The following is a 13,788-nucleotide window of genomic DNA, read 5'->3' on the forward strand; positions in this document are numbered from 1 at the left end:
AACGCCACACCCGCCGCGAACGCACGCGCCCCTCGTGTCACGGTGGCAACAACGCCCTGCTGCCGCCGAGACCGGAGCGAACGCCATGGCCGACCTGCAGGATGAGACCCACGAAGGCCCCGGGGCCGCCGGGGCGGCCGAGCCCGCCCCCGCCGTGCCCGGGCCCGCGGCCCACCCCGCCCCCGCACCGGAAGCCGCCCCCGCCCCGGCACGGCCCGTGCCGGAGCGCGTGGCCGCCCTGCTCGCCGCGCACCCCGTCGTGGACGGCTGCAACGCCCTGCTGTGGACGCAGCGGCAGAGCCCCTTCCACGACCTCGCGACGGTGGAGAGCACCGTCGACACCGACCTCCCCCGGCTGCGGGCCGGAGGCGTCGGCGGTCTGTTCTGGTCCCTGCTCGTGCCCGGGGAGACCCCGGACGCGACCGGGGACGCCGTCCCGGACGACGACAGGGTGGTGGCCGGGACCCTGGAACAGATCGACTTCGCCCGGCAGCTGCTCCGGCGCTACCCCGACAGCCTGTGCACGGCCTACGGCCCCGACGAACTCGCCGACGCCCGCAACCGCGGCCGCATCGCCTCGTTCATGGGCCCCGTCTCGGGACGCGCCCTCGACGCCTCCCTCGGCCCGCTCCGCGCCTTCCACGCCCTCGGCGTGCGCAGCCTGGCCCCCGCCGGGGCGGCCTGGGCGGAGCGCGGGCTCAGCGCCTTCGGCCACGAGGTGGTACGCGAGATGAACCGGCTCGCGATGGTGGTGGACCTCGCGGGCTGCGGGCCGGAGACGGCCCGTACCCTCATCGCGGCCTCGAAGGCGCCGGTGCTGGTCTCGCACGCCGGGGCCGCCGCGCTGCACCCCCACCCCCTCAACGTCCCGGACGACGTGCTCGAGGCGCTGGGCGCGGCGAACGGCCTGTGCATGGTGACCTGCGCCGCGGACCGGCTGGCGCCGGCCGGCGTGCCGGTCACCGCCGCGACGGTGGCGGACCACCTGGACCACGTACGCACGGTGGCCGGCCCCCACGCCGTGGGCCTCGGCGGCACCTTCGGCACGGGACCGGCGGCCCCCCGCCCCGAGGGGCTCACGGACCCCTCGGGCTACCCGCGGCTGATCGCCGAACTCCTCGACCGCGGCTGGCCGGAGCCCGACATCGCCCTGCTGACCTGGGGCAACGCCCAACGCGTGCTCAGGGACGCCGAGTTCACCTCGCGGGCTGCCCAGTACCGCCGCTCGGGCTGAGCCCCCGCCCCTCCGGGGGCCGGTCCTCCCTCAGCAGGCGCAGAGGCAGAACGGGTGCCCGGCCGGGTCGGCGTACACCCGCCAGGTCCGGCCCTCGGGGCCCGGGTCCAGCAGCTTGGCGCCCAGGGCGAGGGCCCGACCCTCCGCGGCGTCCAGGTCCTCCACCGTCAGGTCGAGGTGGAACTGCTGCGAGGCCTCGGGGGAGGGCCAGTTCGGCGCGACGTGCCCCGGCGCCTTCTGGAAGGCGAGGGCCGCGCCCCCGTGACCCTCCAGGTCCGCCCAGGTGCCCTCCTCGTCGAGCGCCGGCGTGCCGCCGAGGAGGGCGGCGTAGAACTCCGCGAGCGCGAGCGGGTCGGGACAGTCCAGGACGACGGTCCCGAGCTTGGCGATGGCCATCTTTCCTCCAGAGAACGTGCCGGGGTTACCGGAACAAGCCATTAACCGGTAACCCTCAGGGTAGGCGTTACCGCTTGCCTTCGCTAGGAGGTAACGTCGACGACATGACGGAGAGAGCGCCCGCCCCCGGAGGCCTCGCGCTCGTCGAGGCGCTGGTCAACACGCTGAGCGTGGACACGGGAGACGACCGCCTGGCGGCGGAGTTCGGCCTGACCGGCGACGCCCTCGACCGGGCCGTGGCGCTCCGCGAGGCCCTCCGCGCCGCGTGTCTCGCGCACGCCGGCCACGACATCCCGCCCGGCCGCCTGTCGGAACTGAACGCACTCCTGGCCGAGGCCCCCCTGACGGTCACCCTGGACCACGAGGGCGCGGCCGCACTCGCCCCCGCCGGAGCGCCCGGCCTCACCGCCCGCGTCGCCACCGCCATCGCCGAGGCCCTCGCGGCCGGCACCTGGACCCGCCTCAAGGCCTGCGCGGCCGACGACTGCCACTGGGCCTACTACGACCGCAGCCCGGCCGGCCGCAGCCGCTGGTGCAGCATGTCGGTCTGCGGCAGCCGGGCGAAGATGCGCACCTACCGCGCGAAGCGCGGCTGAACGGGGTGGGGACCGCACCGGCCCCCACCCCGGAGCCTCAGGCCCGCGGGCGGCCCATGGCGCGGTACGTCCAGCCCGCCGCGCGCCACAGGGTGGCGTCCAGCGCGTTGCGGCCGTCCAGGATCAGCGGGGTCGCCACCAGTGCCGCCAGGTCCGCCGGGTCCAGCTCGCGGAACTCCCGCCACTCCGTCAGGTGCAGCACCACGTCCGCACCCGCCACCGCCGCCGCCGCGGTCTTCGCGTACGCCAGGGTCGGGAAGACCCGGCGCGCGTTCGCCATGCCCTTCGGGTCGTACACGGTGACCTGGCCGCCCTGCAGGTGGATCTGGCCCGCCACGTTCAGCGCCGGCGAGTCCCGCACGTCGTCCGAGTCCGGCTTGAACGTCGCACCCAGCACCGCCACCCGCTTGCCCAGGAACGAGCCGCCCACGGCCTCCCGCGCCAGCTCCACCATGTGCCCGCGCCGCCGCATGTTGATCGAGTCGACCTCCCGCAGGAAGGTCAGCGCCTGGTCCGCGCCCAGCTCGCCCGCCCGCGCCATGAAGGCCCGGATGTCCTTCGGCAGACAGCCGCCGCCGAAGCCGATGCCGGCCCGCAGGAACTTCGCGCCGATCCGCTCGTCGTGCCCGATGGCCTCGGCCAGCTTCACCACGTCGCCCCCGGCCGCCTCGCACACCTCGGCCATCGCGTTGATGAACGAGATCTTCGTCGCCAGGAAGGAGTTCGCGGCCGTCTTCACCAGCTCCGCCGTCGGGAAGTCCGTCACCACCATCGGCGACCCCTCCGCGACCGGCGTCGCGTACACCTCGCGCAGCAGCTTCTCCGCGTGCGCGCTCCGCACGCCCACCACGATCCGGTCCGGGTGCAGCGTGTCCTGCACGGCGAAGCCCTCGCGCAGGAACTCCGGGTTCCACGCCAGCTCCACCTGGTCGCCCGCCGGCGCCAGCTCCGCCAGCCGTCCCGCGATCCGGTCCGCCGAACCCACCGGCACCGTCGACTTGCCGACCACCAGCGCCGGCCGGGTCAGGTGCGGGGCCAGCGACTCGACCGCGGCGTCCACGTACGACATGTCGCACGCGTACTCGCCGTGCTTCTGCGGGGTGTTCACGCACACGAAGTGGACGTCGCCGAAGGCGGCCGCCTCCTCGTACGAGGTGGTGAAGCGCAGCCGGCCCGTGGACCCCTCGATCCCCGCGACGTGCGCGCCCAGCAGCTCCTCCAGCCCCGGCTCGTACATCGGGACCCGCCCCTGGGACAGCATCTCGATCTTCTCCGGGACCACGTCCAGGCCCAGCACCTCGAAGCCCAGCTCGGCCATCGCGGCAGCGTGCGTGGCGCCGAGGTAGCCGGTGCCGATCACGGTGATCTTGAGGGCCATGCGGGAACTCCTGGGGGAGGGGGAGAACAACGGCAACCGAGCATAGTCGGGCCCGATCGGAGGACGTTTCCCGCAGGTACGCCCGGTTGTCACGCAGCTCACGCCCCGCACTCGTATCCCTACGGGTGAGTAGCGGACTAGGCTTGGGTTACTTAACGGTAGTTAGCGTCACCTTGGGGAGTGAGACACCTTGGCGGGTTCCGACTTCGACCTGTACCGCCCGGCCGAAGAGCACGACATGCTCCGCGAGTCCGTCCGCGCGCTCTGCGAGGCCAAGATCGCGCCGTTCGCCGCGGCCGTCGACGAGGAGGCCCGCTTCCCGCAGGAGGCCCACGACGCCCTCGTCGCCAACGACCTGCACGCCGTCCACGTCCCCGAGAACTACGGCGGCGCCGGCGCCGACGCCCTCGCCACGGTCATCGTGATCGAGGAGGTGGCCCGCGTCTGCGCGTCCTCCTCCCTCATCCCCGCCGTGAACAAGCTCGGCTCGCTCCCGGTCATCCTCTCCGGCTCCGAGGAGCTGAAGAAGAAGTACATGACCCCGCTCGCCAAGGGCGACGGCATGTTCTCCTACTGCCTCTCCGAGCCCGACGCGGGCTCCGACGCGGCCGGCATGAAGACCCGCGCGGTCCGCGACGGCGACTTCTGGGTCCTCAACGGCGTCAAGCGCTGGATCACCAACGCGGGCGTCTCCGAGTACTACACGGTCATGGCCGTCACCGACCCCGAGAAGCGCTCCAAGGGCATCTCGGCCTTCGTCGTCGAGAAGGGCGACGAGGGCGTCTCCTTCGGCGCCCCGGAGAAGAAGCTCGGCATCAAGGGCTCCCCGACCCGCGAGGTCTACCTCGACAACGTCCGCATCCCGGCCGACCGCATGATCGGCGCCGAGGGCACCGGCTTCGCGACCGCCATGAAGACCCTGGACCACACCCGCATCACCATCGCGGCCCAGGCCCTCGGCATCGCGCAGGGCGCCCTCGACTACGCCAAGGGCTACGTCCAGGAGCGCAAGCAGTTCGGCAAGCCGATCGCCGACTTCCAGGGCGTCCAGTTCATGCTCGCGGACATGGCGATGAAGATCTCCGCCGCCCGCGCCCTGACCTACCAGGCCGCCGCCGCCTCCGAGCGCGGCGACGCCGACCTGACGTACCTCGGCGCCGCGGCCAAGTGCTTCGCCTCCGACATCGCCATGGAGGTCACCACGGACGCCGTCCAGCTCCTCGGCGGCTACGGCTACACGCGCGACTACCCGGTCGAGCGCATGATGCGCGACGCGAAGATCACCCAGATCTACGAAGGCACGAACCAGGTCCAGCGGATCGTCATGGCCCGCAACCTGCCGTAAGGCCCGCAGCCTGCCGCGACCCACCGGTCGCGGCACGTGGAAGAGGCGCCTCCCCCGTCCGGGAGGCGCCTTTCGCGTTCCGCGCTCAGTTGCCGCGGACGGTGACCTTCTCGTCGTTCTGGATCTGCTGGACCAGCTGCTTGACCTTGGCCTTGTCCCAGACCAGGTTGCCGCCGCGGGAGCCGTTGATCGGCATGTTCATCGACACGCCGTCGCCGCCCGTGATGCCCTTCATCGCGAAGAACATCTCGCCCAGGTCGAACAGCGACATGTCCTCGTCCACGATCAGCGTGTCCAGGCCCGCGCCCATCACCGGGTAGAGCTCGAACGGGTTCAGGATCGTGCCCGGCGTCGCCGCCTGACTGGCCAGCGCAGACAGGAACTTCTGCTGGTTCTTCGTGCGCGCCAGGTCCGACTCCGCGAAGGCGTACCGGGTACGGACGAAGGCCAGCGCCTGCTCGCCGTTGAGGGTCTGCTTGCCGGCCTTGAAGTCGGCGCCCGACTTCTTGTCCTTGAAGCCCTTCTCGATGTTCATCTCGACGCCGCCGAGCGCGTCGACGATGTTGGCGAAGCCCGCGAAGCCGATCTCCGCGTAGTGGTCGATGCGCAGGCCGGTGTTGTACTCGACCGTGCGCACCAGGAGTTCGGGGCCGTCCATCGCGTAGGCGGCGTTGAGCTTGGTGCGGACGCCCCGCCCCGCGTACTTCTTGCCGGACTCCGAGCCGACGAAGGACGGGATCTCCACGTCCGAGTCGCGCGGCAGCGAGATCATCGTGTTCCCGCTGGAGCAGGCCGCCAGCACCATCATCGAGTCGGTGCGCTTGCCCTCGGCCGAGCCGGTGTGGAGCTTCTTCTTCTCCTCGGCCGACATGCCCTCGCGGCTGTCGGAGCCGACGATCAGGTACGTCGTGCAGTCGCCCTCGTCCGGCCGCTCGATGACCTTGGACAGGTCCACCTCGCGCCGCATCTTGGAGTCGGCCCAGAAGTACGTGCCGACGGACACCACGGCCAGCGTGGAGACCAGCACGATCGAACCGATCTTCAGCCGCCGGCCCCAGTCGACCGGCCCCTGCGGCCGGCCGCCGCCCTGGGGGGCGCCGGTGCGGCCCTGGCCGCCGCCCGGACCGCCGCCCGAGGGGCTGCCGTAGACCTGGCCCGTGTTGTAGCCGCTGTCGTAGCCGCCGTACGTGTCGTGCTGCGGGCCCTGCTGCGAGGGCACGCCGTAGCCCTGCGGGGCCGGCGGCTGCCGGTACCCCTGCTGGCGCGGCGGCCGGGGCGGCTGCGCGGGCGGGTACGGGGGCTGCTGACGGGGCTGCTGCGGTTCCTGGGAGCCCCGCTGGACGTGGCGCATGACCCGGGCGCCCTCCGGCTGTGCGCTGGAGCTGCCACGGCCGTGGCGCTCGTCGCGGTTGTCGGTCCACCCCTCGGGCCAGTCATTCATGCGGACAAGGATGCCTGGCCCGGCGTGTCGTCCGACAGGCCGGGGCGCACTTCGTGCCGGGTCTGTTGCACAGCCGGTGCATCCGTCACGCATTTAAGGTGGGTGCATGACAGATGTTTCGGGCGATCTTCCCGGTAAGCCCACCTCGGCGTCCCGCACCACCCTCAGCCACATCATGACGGCCAACGACACGAACCTGCTGGGCACGGTGCACGGCGGCGTGATCATGAAGCTGGTGGACGACGCGGCGGGCGCGGTCGCCGGCCGCCACTCCGGGGGCCCGGCCGTGACGGCCTCCATGGACGAGATGGCCTTCCTCGCGCCGGTACGGGTGGGCGACCTGGTGCACGTACGCGCGCAGTGCAACTGGACCGGCCGCAGCTCGATGGAGATCGGCGTGCGGGTGCTCGCCGAGCGGTGGAACGAGTCCACCCCGCCCACCCAGGTCGGCAGCGCGTACCTCGTCTTCGCGGCCGTGGACGGGGACGGCAAGCCGCGCACGGTGCCGCCGGTGCTGCCGGAGACCGAGCAGGACAAGCGCCGCTACCAGGAGGCGCAGATCCGCCGCACCCACCGGCTCGCCCGGCGGCGCGCGATCATGGAGCTGCGGGAGCGCCGCGCGGCCGAGGGCCTGGACGACGACTGACCGGCGGGGCCGGCCGGAGCGCGCCGTGCGGGCCCCGGCCCGGCCCCGTCACGTCGTGCGGCAGGCCACCTGGTCGCCCGTGACCACCCCGAACTCGCCCTGGTGCGGGTCCTCGGCCCGCACCGGCGTCACCTTGCGGTAGTCGGTCCCCGCGGTCACCCGCAGCACGGGGCCGAGCCCGGGCACCGCCCGGGTCGCCGCACCGGACAGGGCGGTGGCCAGGGTCTTGGCCGAGCGGTCCCAGCGGGGGTCGTACGAGACCACCGTGCGCGTGACGTTCCGCGCGGACCCTCCCGTGGGCGCCTGGTCGGTGGCGAAGCCGGTCGCGCGCAGGGCCCGGTCCACCCGCCCGCCGAGCCCGTCGATCCGCGTGCCGTTCTCCACGTGCACCCGGATCTGCTGCGGGGCCACGTCGACCGGCACCGCGGTGTCCTTGCGCCGGGGCTTCGCCGGGGCCAGCGGCTTGTCGTCGCGCAGGGCCTGGAAGAGCCGGGCGGCCTTGGGCTCGTCCCAGCGCACCACCGAGCCCAGCAGCCGCACCGGCGGGGACTGGGCGAGGATCGGCACCGAGGCGAACTCCGAGGAGGCGGGGGTGAAGTCCCGCATCGCCTGCCCGAGGTCCAGCATCTCCTGCGAGCCGAAGCCCCGGTCGGCGCGCACCGAGCCCAGCAGCTCGGAGCTGACCTGCTTGAACTTCACCGGGTTCAGCAGCATCCCGCTCCGGGTGGCCTGCGAGATCAGCGCGGCGACGAACCGCTGCTGGCGCTGCATGCGGGCGAGGTCCGCGGCGCCGTCGAGGTGGCGGGCGCGTACGTACTGCAGGGCCTGGCCGCCGGTCAGCCGGTGCGTGCCCGGGGGCAGGTCGAGGCCCGAGTAGCGGTCCTTCAGCGGCTTGGCGGTGCAGATCTCCACGCCGCCCATCGCGTCGACCGTCCGCATGAAGCCGGTGAAGTCGACCTCCAGGTAGTGGTCGATCTTCACGCGGGTCATCTGCTCGACGGTCCGGACGGTGAGGTGGGGCCCGCCCTCCGAGTAGGCCGCGTTCAGCTTCACCGGGTGCGGGGAGTGCGGCTTGCCGGTCAGCGCGTCGGTGTGGGCGGGCAGTTCGGCGTACGTGTCCCGGGGGAGGCTGATCACGCTGGCCCGCTCCCGGTCGGCGGAGACGTGCACCAGCATGATCGTGTCGGTGCAGTTGCAGGAGGTGCCGCCCAGGCGGTACTCGCGCCGGTCCTCCTTGGCGATCTTCTCGCGGCCGTCGGTGCCGACGATGAGGAAGTTCACGCCGTGTCCCGCCTGCGGGCGGTTCTTCATGTCCTTGAAGGGGTCGACCCGGCTGATGCCGGTGTCGAGCCCCGTCATGACCGCGTGCCCGATGGCGCCGGAGCCCAGGACGGCCACGGAGAGTGCCGTGGCCAGCCGTACGCCCCACCGGGGCCGCTGCGCGGGGCGCCGCCGCGGGCTCCCGCGCCGGGGACCCTGCGGAGGCCGGGGACGGGGGTAGCGCTGCGGCTGGGGCACGGGGGACACCTCCGCGGAGGAACTGGTCACAGGCGGCCTCAGAACAGTAGGCCCATACGATCAGTCACCGTCCGTCCCGATCGTCCGGCACGCCCCGATTCCCCCGTACGCGGTAACGGGGGCGGGCCCGTCGGGGCCCGCCCTCCTCCGTACGCGCGTCCTCAGAAGGTGAAGCCCCGCTGGATCTCCATGCAGGCGCCCTCGTCGTCGCCGTTGAGCGGACGGGCCGAGTCGGGGGCCTTGGCGGGCGCGGCCGGGGGCGCGACGGGCTTGTCGCCCTCCCGCCAGTCCTTGCCGACGAACAGGGTCACGCCGGTGACCTCGGTGGACCGCTGCACGGCGGTGGGCGGCAGGCCGAGCGCGGTGGCCACCGCGGCGGCGTCGCCGGCCTGGTCGAGCCCGGCGTACCGGACGACCGTGGTGTCCTCGGCGGCGGTCTGGCTGTCGGCCACGGCCTTGGCGAAGCCCTTGGCGGCCAGCAGCGCGGCCACGTCGGCGGCCCGTCCGCGGACCCGGGTCGCGGTGTGCTCCTTGCCGCTGGTGGCGTTGCGGACCATGACCGGGATCTCGGCGGCCGGTGCGGCCGGGTCGGTGACCGCCGTGGCGGTGGCCGCGGGCTTCGGCTTGTCCGGGGCCTTGCCGTCCAGCGGGATGTCCTCGCGGACCATCCGGAAGAGCTTGTCGGCGTCGGCCGCGGGCTCGACCTTGCCCCTCCAGCGCGTGCTCTCGACCCAGGGCATGGTCGTCATGGTGATCCGGCCGGTGGGGACCCTCTTGAGCTCCATGCTCAGGTCGAAGAGCCGGTCGATCCGGTTCAGGCCCTCGTCGACGACCATGGCCTCGATGGCCGCCTGGGCCAGGCTGTTGAGCTTGAGCGGGTTGCTCAGCTTGGCGTTCTTGCGGAACTCGCGGGCCATCGAGTTCATGTACATGTGCTGGCCGTGGGCGCGCGCGAGGTCGCTGCCGTCCTCGAAGCCGTAGCGGGTGCGCAGCCACTGGAGGGCCTGGACGCCCTTGATGGGGTGCGTGCCCTTGGTCAGGCGGAGGCCGGAGCCCTCGCCCTTGTAATTGCGGGAGTGGACGTTCTGCTTGACGCAGACGGGGACGCCGCCGATCGCGTCGGCCATCGACACGACGCCCTTGAAGTCGATCATCATGAAGTGGTCGACCGGTATGCCCGTCCGCTCCTGCCAGGTGGCGACGGTGCAGCCGGGGCCGCCCCGGCCCAGCGACTCGTTGATCGGCCGGACGCCCTGGGTGGCCGGGTACACCTTGCCGTCGGTGTCGGTGCACTTGGGCAGCTTGAGCAGGGTGTCGCGCGGCATGCTGATCACCGACATGTTGCTGCGGTCCGCGGACAGGTGCAGCAGCATCTGGACGTCGGCGAGGGGGGTGCCGTTGAAGGTCTCCTTGGCGCCGCCGAGTTCCTGGTTCTCCTCGCCGTCGCGCGCGTCGGAGCCGATGAGCAGGATGTTCAGCGGCGTCTGGCCGAAGGCGTTGGGCTTGTGCTGCGGGCCCTTGCCGTCGCCGAGGTTCAACGCGTCCGTCTGGATGGAGCCGTTGAGGTGCCGGTAGTACAGGTAGCCGGCGCCGGCGGTGCCCAGGATCAGCAGCGAGAGCGCGATGGCGACGTACCGCAGGACGCGCCGCCTGCCCTGGCGGCGGGGGCGTACGGCCTTCCGGCCGCCGGCGCCGCGCGGGCCGGCCGCGCGGGGCTCGCCGTCGCGGGAGCCCCCGTCGCGCGGCCCGCCGTCACGGGGACCGGACGGGGTGCCGGGCGCGCCGGATCCCGCGTCCGGTATGCCACCGGGCTCCGCGTCCGGTATGCCACCGGGCGCGTGGGCCGGCGCCCCCTCCCCTCGCACGCTGCTGTGCCTCACCCGTATCCCCCCATTGGTCCTGCTGTGTCAGGTGTGTACTACTCGGCGCAGGTGGCCTTGTCGGCCTCGACGCGCTGAATCCCCTCGGGCGCCTTCTTGGGCGCCGTGATCGGGATGCCCGCTCCCTTGAAGTCCGCGCCCAGGGTGAGCTTCATCGGGGTGCGGTCGGGTGCGTCGGCGGTGCCGGGCTTCAGGGCCGCGGCGGGCAGACCCATCATGTCCGCGAGGGCGCGGGCCTGATCGGCCTGGTTGGGTGCGTACTCCAGGGTCGTCTTCGCCAGCTTCTCGGGCGCGTTGCCGTTGTTGCTGGACTTGGAGACGTCCTGGTTGTTCTGCAGCCAGTTCAGGGTGGTCTGAGCGGAGCCGGTGGGGCCGCCGCCGTTGTAGACCTCGACCCGGATGTCCGAGGCCGGTGCGCGGGTGCCCTGGAGCAGGGCGTTCTGCGCGTTCTGGGCCGCTTCCTTCTGCTTCTTGACCTCGGTGAGGGAGGTGTCCTCACGGATCATCGCGAGCAGCGGCTCGGCCTGCGACTCCTTGACGACCACGGTCGCCTTCACCCGCTCCGCCGGGTTGTCGTCCACGGGGAGGGTGGTGAAGGTGATGTTCTTCGGGTTGACGTCCTTCAGCTCCTTGGCCAGGCGCGTCAGTTCGGGGATCCCCCCTATGCCCGTGTCGACGGTGAGGGCCTGCGTGGCCGCCTCCGCCAGGGAGAAGAGCTTGGTCGGGCTGGTGAGCGTCTCGCTGGACTTCATCTGCCGGATCATCGAACTCAGGAAGGCCTGCTGGGTCTTGATCCGGTCCAGGTCGCTCTCGTTGCCGAAGGCGTGCCGGGTGCGGACGAAGGCCAGGGCCTGCTCGCCCTGGAGCCGGTGCTCGCCCTTGGTCAGCCTGAGCTTGGAGTCCTTGTCGTTGACGTCCTTGTTCACGCAGACCGGGACGCCGCCGACGGCGGTGCTCAGCGTCTTGACCGCGTTGAAGTCGGCCATCATGAAGTGGTCCACGGGGATGCCGGTCAGCTTCTTGACCGTGCGCATCGTGCAGCCGGGGTCCCGGCCGCCCTGGCCCAGGCTGGTGTTGAAGCGGACCCCGCTCTGGCCCGGCACCGTCTTGACGGAGCCGTCGGGCTGCTTGGTCGGGCAGTCCGGGATGTCCGTGATCAGGTCGCGGGGGATGGAGAGCGCGGTCGCGTTCGTCCGGTCCTTGGAGACGTGGAAGAGGATCGTGGTGTCCGCATGGCCGGGGCTGTTCTTGTCGCCGTAGCCCGTGTTGCCCGAACCGGTCCGCTTGTCCGTGCCGATCACCAGGATGTTGATGGCCTGGTCGGTCTTGAAGCCGCCGCTGCCCGCGTCGCCGATGTCGGTGGTGCTGATGTTGTTGTTCAGGTGGCGGTAGTAGAGGTAGCCGCCCACCGAGCCGGCGACGAGGACGAACGCCATCGAGCCGCCGGTGATGAGCAGGACCTTCTTCTTGCGGTCGCCGCCGCCCGGGCGTTTGCGGCCGCCGCGCCGGCCGCCGCCCGGCGGGGTGCCGCCGCCGCGCCGGGGCGCGGGGACGCCGGGAGCCGTGCGTACGGGGGGACCCGACGGGCTCGTGACGGGGGAGGGGGCGGCGGGTGCCGCGTGTGCGGATCTACGAGGACGGGAGACCGGCCGCTGCCCTGCGGAGCTGTCCAGTCGCAGTTCGTAGTTGCCAGTGCTCGGGTTGAGTACCCACTGGTCTGCGGGGTCGATGTCGTTCGCCCGCCCACGGCCTTGCGCATCCACGGTTGTCTGAATCCTCCGTCGGTGCCACACGAAGCGCCTCCCCCCAGGCGCCTGGTCGTCGATCCGGCAGTGCACGGCCTGGTCGTTGGTCTGGCCTGGGCACCGGATCGCTCACACTATCCGCCCAGTTCGGCTGCAAACCATGCTGGTGACAAATTCCACTCCCCTTATAACCGGGCAATCCGCACATCCCGCACGGCCGGGCCCCCGGCTTTTTGGATTGCTTTACCGGCAGGTTGCCGTGTCGGCCGTGGTGCCGGTGAAAGTGGGGGCCGGGGTGGCGCTCCCGGTCACCTGCGAGGACGTGCTCGCGGCGGCCTCGCCGGGCTGCTTCGGGTCGGCCGCGGCCTGCGCCGGCTGGGCGGGGGAGACGGTCACCGGGCGGTCCATCCGCAGCTGGAGGAACAGGCGCGAGGCGTCCGGTTCGAGGAGTTCGTCGCGGTTCGGGTTCGCCTCGTAGGGCTTGCGCGGAACCGTGAGGAACTGGGTGCGGTCGATCGGGATGTCCCGCATGTCGCGCACGAGTTCGTACAGGCCGCGCAGCGACGCGAGCCCGGGGTCCGTGGTGACGGAGGAGGTCGCCGCGTCGAGCAGCGGGTACAGCTTGGCCGGATTCAGCAGGACGCCGTTGCTCTGCACCTTCTTCACGAGGGCGCCGAGGAACTGCTGCTGGCGGGACATGCGTTCGGTGTCGCTGCCGTTGCCGAGGCTGTAGCGGGCGCGTACGAAGCCCAGTGCCTGCTCGCCGCGCAGGGTCTGGCGTCCCGCGGGCAGCTTCAGCTTCGCCTCGGTGTCGTCGATGGGCCGCTTCAGGCAGATCTCGACGCCGCCCACCGCGTCGATCATCTTCTTGAAGCCGCCGAAGTCGACGACCATGTGGTGGTCGACGCGGATCCCGCTCAGCTTCTCGACCGTGCGGATCGTGCAGGCCGCGCCGCCGAACTGGAAGGCCCAGTTGAACTGGGCGAACTGCTCGGTGGTCCGGCTGCCGTCGGCCCTGCGGCAGCTCGGGACCTCCGTCATGAGGTCGCGGGGTATCGACACCGCGGTGGCGCTCTTCCGGTCCGCCGCCACGTGCAGCAGGATCGTGGTGTCCGACCGCTGGGTGCCGCCGTCCTGGCCGTAGCGGCCGTTCTCCTTGCCGGCCCGCGAGTCCGAGCCGATGAGCAGGATGTTCTGGGCGCCCCGGACGGCCTGGGTGGGGCGCTCCTTCTCGTACCGCTCCAGCTCGGCGGCGGCCGACGTGTCCGGCGTGATGTTGGCGTCGAGCTTGCGGTACAGCCACCACGCGGCGCCCGCTCCGACCAGCACCATCAGGGCCATGGCCAGTCCGACCCAGCGGAGCAAGCGTCGCCTGCGCCCGGACGGGGGCTTGCTGCCGCCTCCGTCCGGACCGTTCACGCCCGGCATGCCCGCTGCATCGGTCACGTCTGCGTCCATCCTCGGCGGTCGGCGGCGGCCGCTGGGCCCGGCTGCTTTTGGGGTAGAGCGTCCGGTATGCGGCCTTCCGTCGATCATCCCACCGACGCGGCGGAAAGAGCCCTGGTGCGGGGCCCTGTGTTCCGCCATGTGGGTGACAAACGCGATGGCC

The 13,788-nt window shown here is 72.1% G+C and carries 11 protein-coding genes; 4 read left to right on the top strand and 7 right to left on the bottom strand.

Features of this window, described 5'->3' with window-relative positions; translation table 11 throughout:
- Nucleotides 1-85 precede the first annotated feature (85 nt).
- Nucleotides 86-1,234 carry a dipeptidase gene (locus ACIQUR_RS07395; protein WP_403659713.1) on the top strand — a complete coding sequence of 383 codons (1,149 nt, stop codon included), beginning with the start codon at nucleotides 86-88 and terminating at the stop codon, nucleotides 1,232-1,234.
- A 30-nt stretch (nucleotides 1,235-1,264) separates the two neighbouring features.
- Here ACIQUR_RS07395 and ACIQUR_RS07400 read toward each other — a convergent pair whose 3' ends face one another.
- Entirely contained in the window at nucleotides 1,265-1,630 is a 366-nt protein-coding gene (locus tag ACIQUR_RS07400; protein ID WP_403659716.1) for a VOC family protein, read from the bottom strand.
- Between the two features lie 104 nt (nucleotides 1,631-1,734).
- On the opposite strand from ACIQUR_RS07400, the gene ACIQUR_RS07405 reads away from it, so the two are divergent.
- Nucleotides 1,735-2,226, top strand: a complete 492-nt coding sequence (locus tag ACIQUR_RS07405; protein WP_403659719.1) for a CGNR zinc finger domain-containing protein — start codon at nucleotides 1,735-1,737, stop codon at nucleotides 2,224-2,226.
- A gap of 37 nt (nucleotides 2,227-2,263) precedes the next feature.
- Here ACIQUR_RS07405 and ACIQUR_RS07410 read toward each other — a convergent pair whose 3' ends face one another.
- On the bottom strand, nucleotides 2,264-3,604 hold the full coding sequence (locus ACIQUR_RS07410; RefSeq protein WP_403659722.1) for a UDP-glucose dehydrogenase family protein: 1,341 nt from the start codon (nucleotides 3,602-3,604) through the stop codon (nucleotides 2,264-2,266).
- A 190-nt stretch (nucleotides 3,605-3,794) separates the two neighbouring features.
- On the opposite strand from ACIQUR_RS07410, the gene ACIQUR_RS07415 reads away from it, so the two are divergent.
- Entirely contained in the window at nucleotides 3,795-4,949 is a 1,155-nt protein-coding gene (locus tag ACIQUR_RS07415) for an acyl-CoA dehydrogenase family protein (RefSeq protein WP_403659725.1), read from the top strand.
- 85 nt (nucleotides 4,950-5,034) lie between these two features.
- Here the strand turns inward: ACIQUR_RS07415 and ACIQUR_RS07420 are convergent, their stop codons facing one another.
- The gene (locus ACIQUR_RS07420) at nucleotides 5,035-6,390 is read right to left on the bottom strand and encodes an LCP family protein (protein ID WP_403659728.1); all 1,356 of its coding nucleotides are present in this window, start codon (nucleotides 6,388-6,390) and stop codon (nucleotides 5,035-5,037) included.
- A 106-nt stretch (nucleotides 6,391-6,496) separates the two neighbouring features.
- Between ACIQUR_RS07420 and ACIQUR_RS07425 the strand changes: the two genes are divergently transcribed.
- Nucleotides 6,497-7,036, top strand: coding sequence for an acyl-CoA thioesterase (locus tag ACIQUR_RS07425; RefSeq protein WP_403659731.1), 540 nt, complete (start codon nucleotides 6,497-6,499; stop codon nucleotides 7,034-7,036).
- Nucleotides 7,037-7,084: 48 nt separating this feature from the next.
- Here ACIQUR_RS07425 and ACIQUR_RS07430 read toward each other — a convergent pair whose 3' ends face one another.
- The 4 genes from ACIQUR_RS07430 to ACIQUR_RS07445 all read right to left on the bottom strand — a co-directional run bounded on the left by ACIQUR_RS07430 (nucleotide 7,085) and on the right by ACIQUR_RS07445 (nucleotide 13,766).
- Complete coding sequence (locus tag ACIQUR_RS07430; protein WP_403659862.1) at nucleotides 7,085-8,395, bottom strand: LCP family protein; 1,311 nt, start codon at nucleotides 8,393-8,395, stop codon at nucleotides 7,085-7,087.
- A 320-nt stretch (nucleotides 8,396-8,715) separates the two neighbouring features.
- Entirely contained in the window at nucleotides 8,716-10,434 is a 1,719-nt protein-coding gene (locus ACIQUR_RS07435) for an LCP family protein (RefSeq protein WP_403659733.1), read from the bottom strand.
- A gap of 38 nt (nucleotides 10,435-10,472) precedes the next feature.
- Nucleotides 10,473-12,197 carry an LCP family protein gene (locus ACIQUR_RS07440; RefSeq protein ID WP_403659736.1) on the bottom strand — a complete coding sequence of 575 codons (1,725 nt, stop codon included), beginning with the start codon at nucleotides 12,195-12,197 and terminating at the stop codon, nucleotides 10,473-10,475.
- Nucleotides 12,198-12,422: 225 nt separating this feature from the next.
- Complete coding sequence (locus ACIQUR_RS07445; RefSeq protein WP_403659739.1) at nucleotides 12,423-13,766, bottom strand: LCP family protein; 1,344 nt, start codon at nucleotides 13,764-13,766, stop codon at nucleotides 12,423-12,425.
- Nucleotides 13,767-13,788 lie beyond the last annotated feature (22 nt).

Source organism: Streptomyces sp. NPDC101132, assembly GCF_044759225.1.
GTDB lineage: Bacteria > Actinomycetota > Actinomycetes > Streptomycetales > Streptomycetaceae > Streptomyces.

What these genes read in the sequence shown, in the direction of transcription:
- ACIQUR_RS07395 (WP_403659713.1), top strand. Translation starts at nt 86, where the DNA reads ATGGCCGACCTGCAGGATGAGACCCACGAAGGCCCCGGGGCCGCCGGG.
- ACIQUR_RS07400 (WP_403659716.1), bottom strand. Translation starts at nt 1,630, where the DNA reads ATGGCCATCGCCAAGCTCGGGACCGTCGTCCTGGACTGTCCCGACCCG.
- ACIQUR_RS07405 (WP_403659719.1), top strand. Translation starts at nt 1,735, where the DNA reads ATGACGGAGAGAGCGCCCGCCCCCGGAGGCCTCGCGCTCGTCGAGGCG.
- ACIQUR_RS07410 (WP_403659722.1), bottom strand. Translation starts at nt 3,604, where the DNA reads ATGGCCCTCAAGATCACCGTGATCGGCACCGGCTACCTCGGCGCCACG.
- ACIQUR_RS07420 (WP_403659728.1), bottom strand. Translation starts at nt 6,390, where the DNA reads ATGAATGACTGGCCCGAGGGGTGGACCGACAACCGCGACGAGCGCCAC.
- ACIQUR_RS07425 (WP_403659731.1), top strand. Translation starts at nt 6,497, where the DNA reads ATGACAGATGTTTCGGGCGATCTTCCCGGTAAGCCCACCTCGGCGTCC.
- ACIQUR_RS07430 (WP_403659862.1), bottom strand. Translation starts at nt 8,395, where the DNA reads ATGACGGGGCTCGACACCGGCATCAGCCGGGTCGACCCCTTCAAGGAC.
- ACIQUR_RS07445 (WP_403659739.1), bottom strand. Translation starts at nt 13,766, where the DNA reads ATGGCGGAACACAGGGCCCCGCACCAGGGCTCTTTCCGCCGCGTCGGT.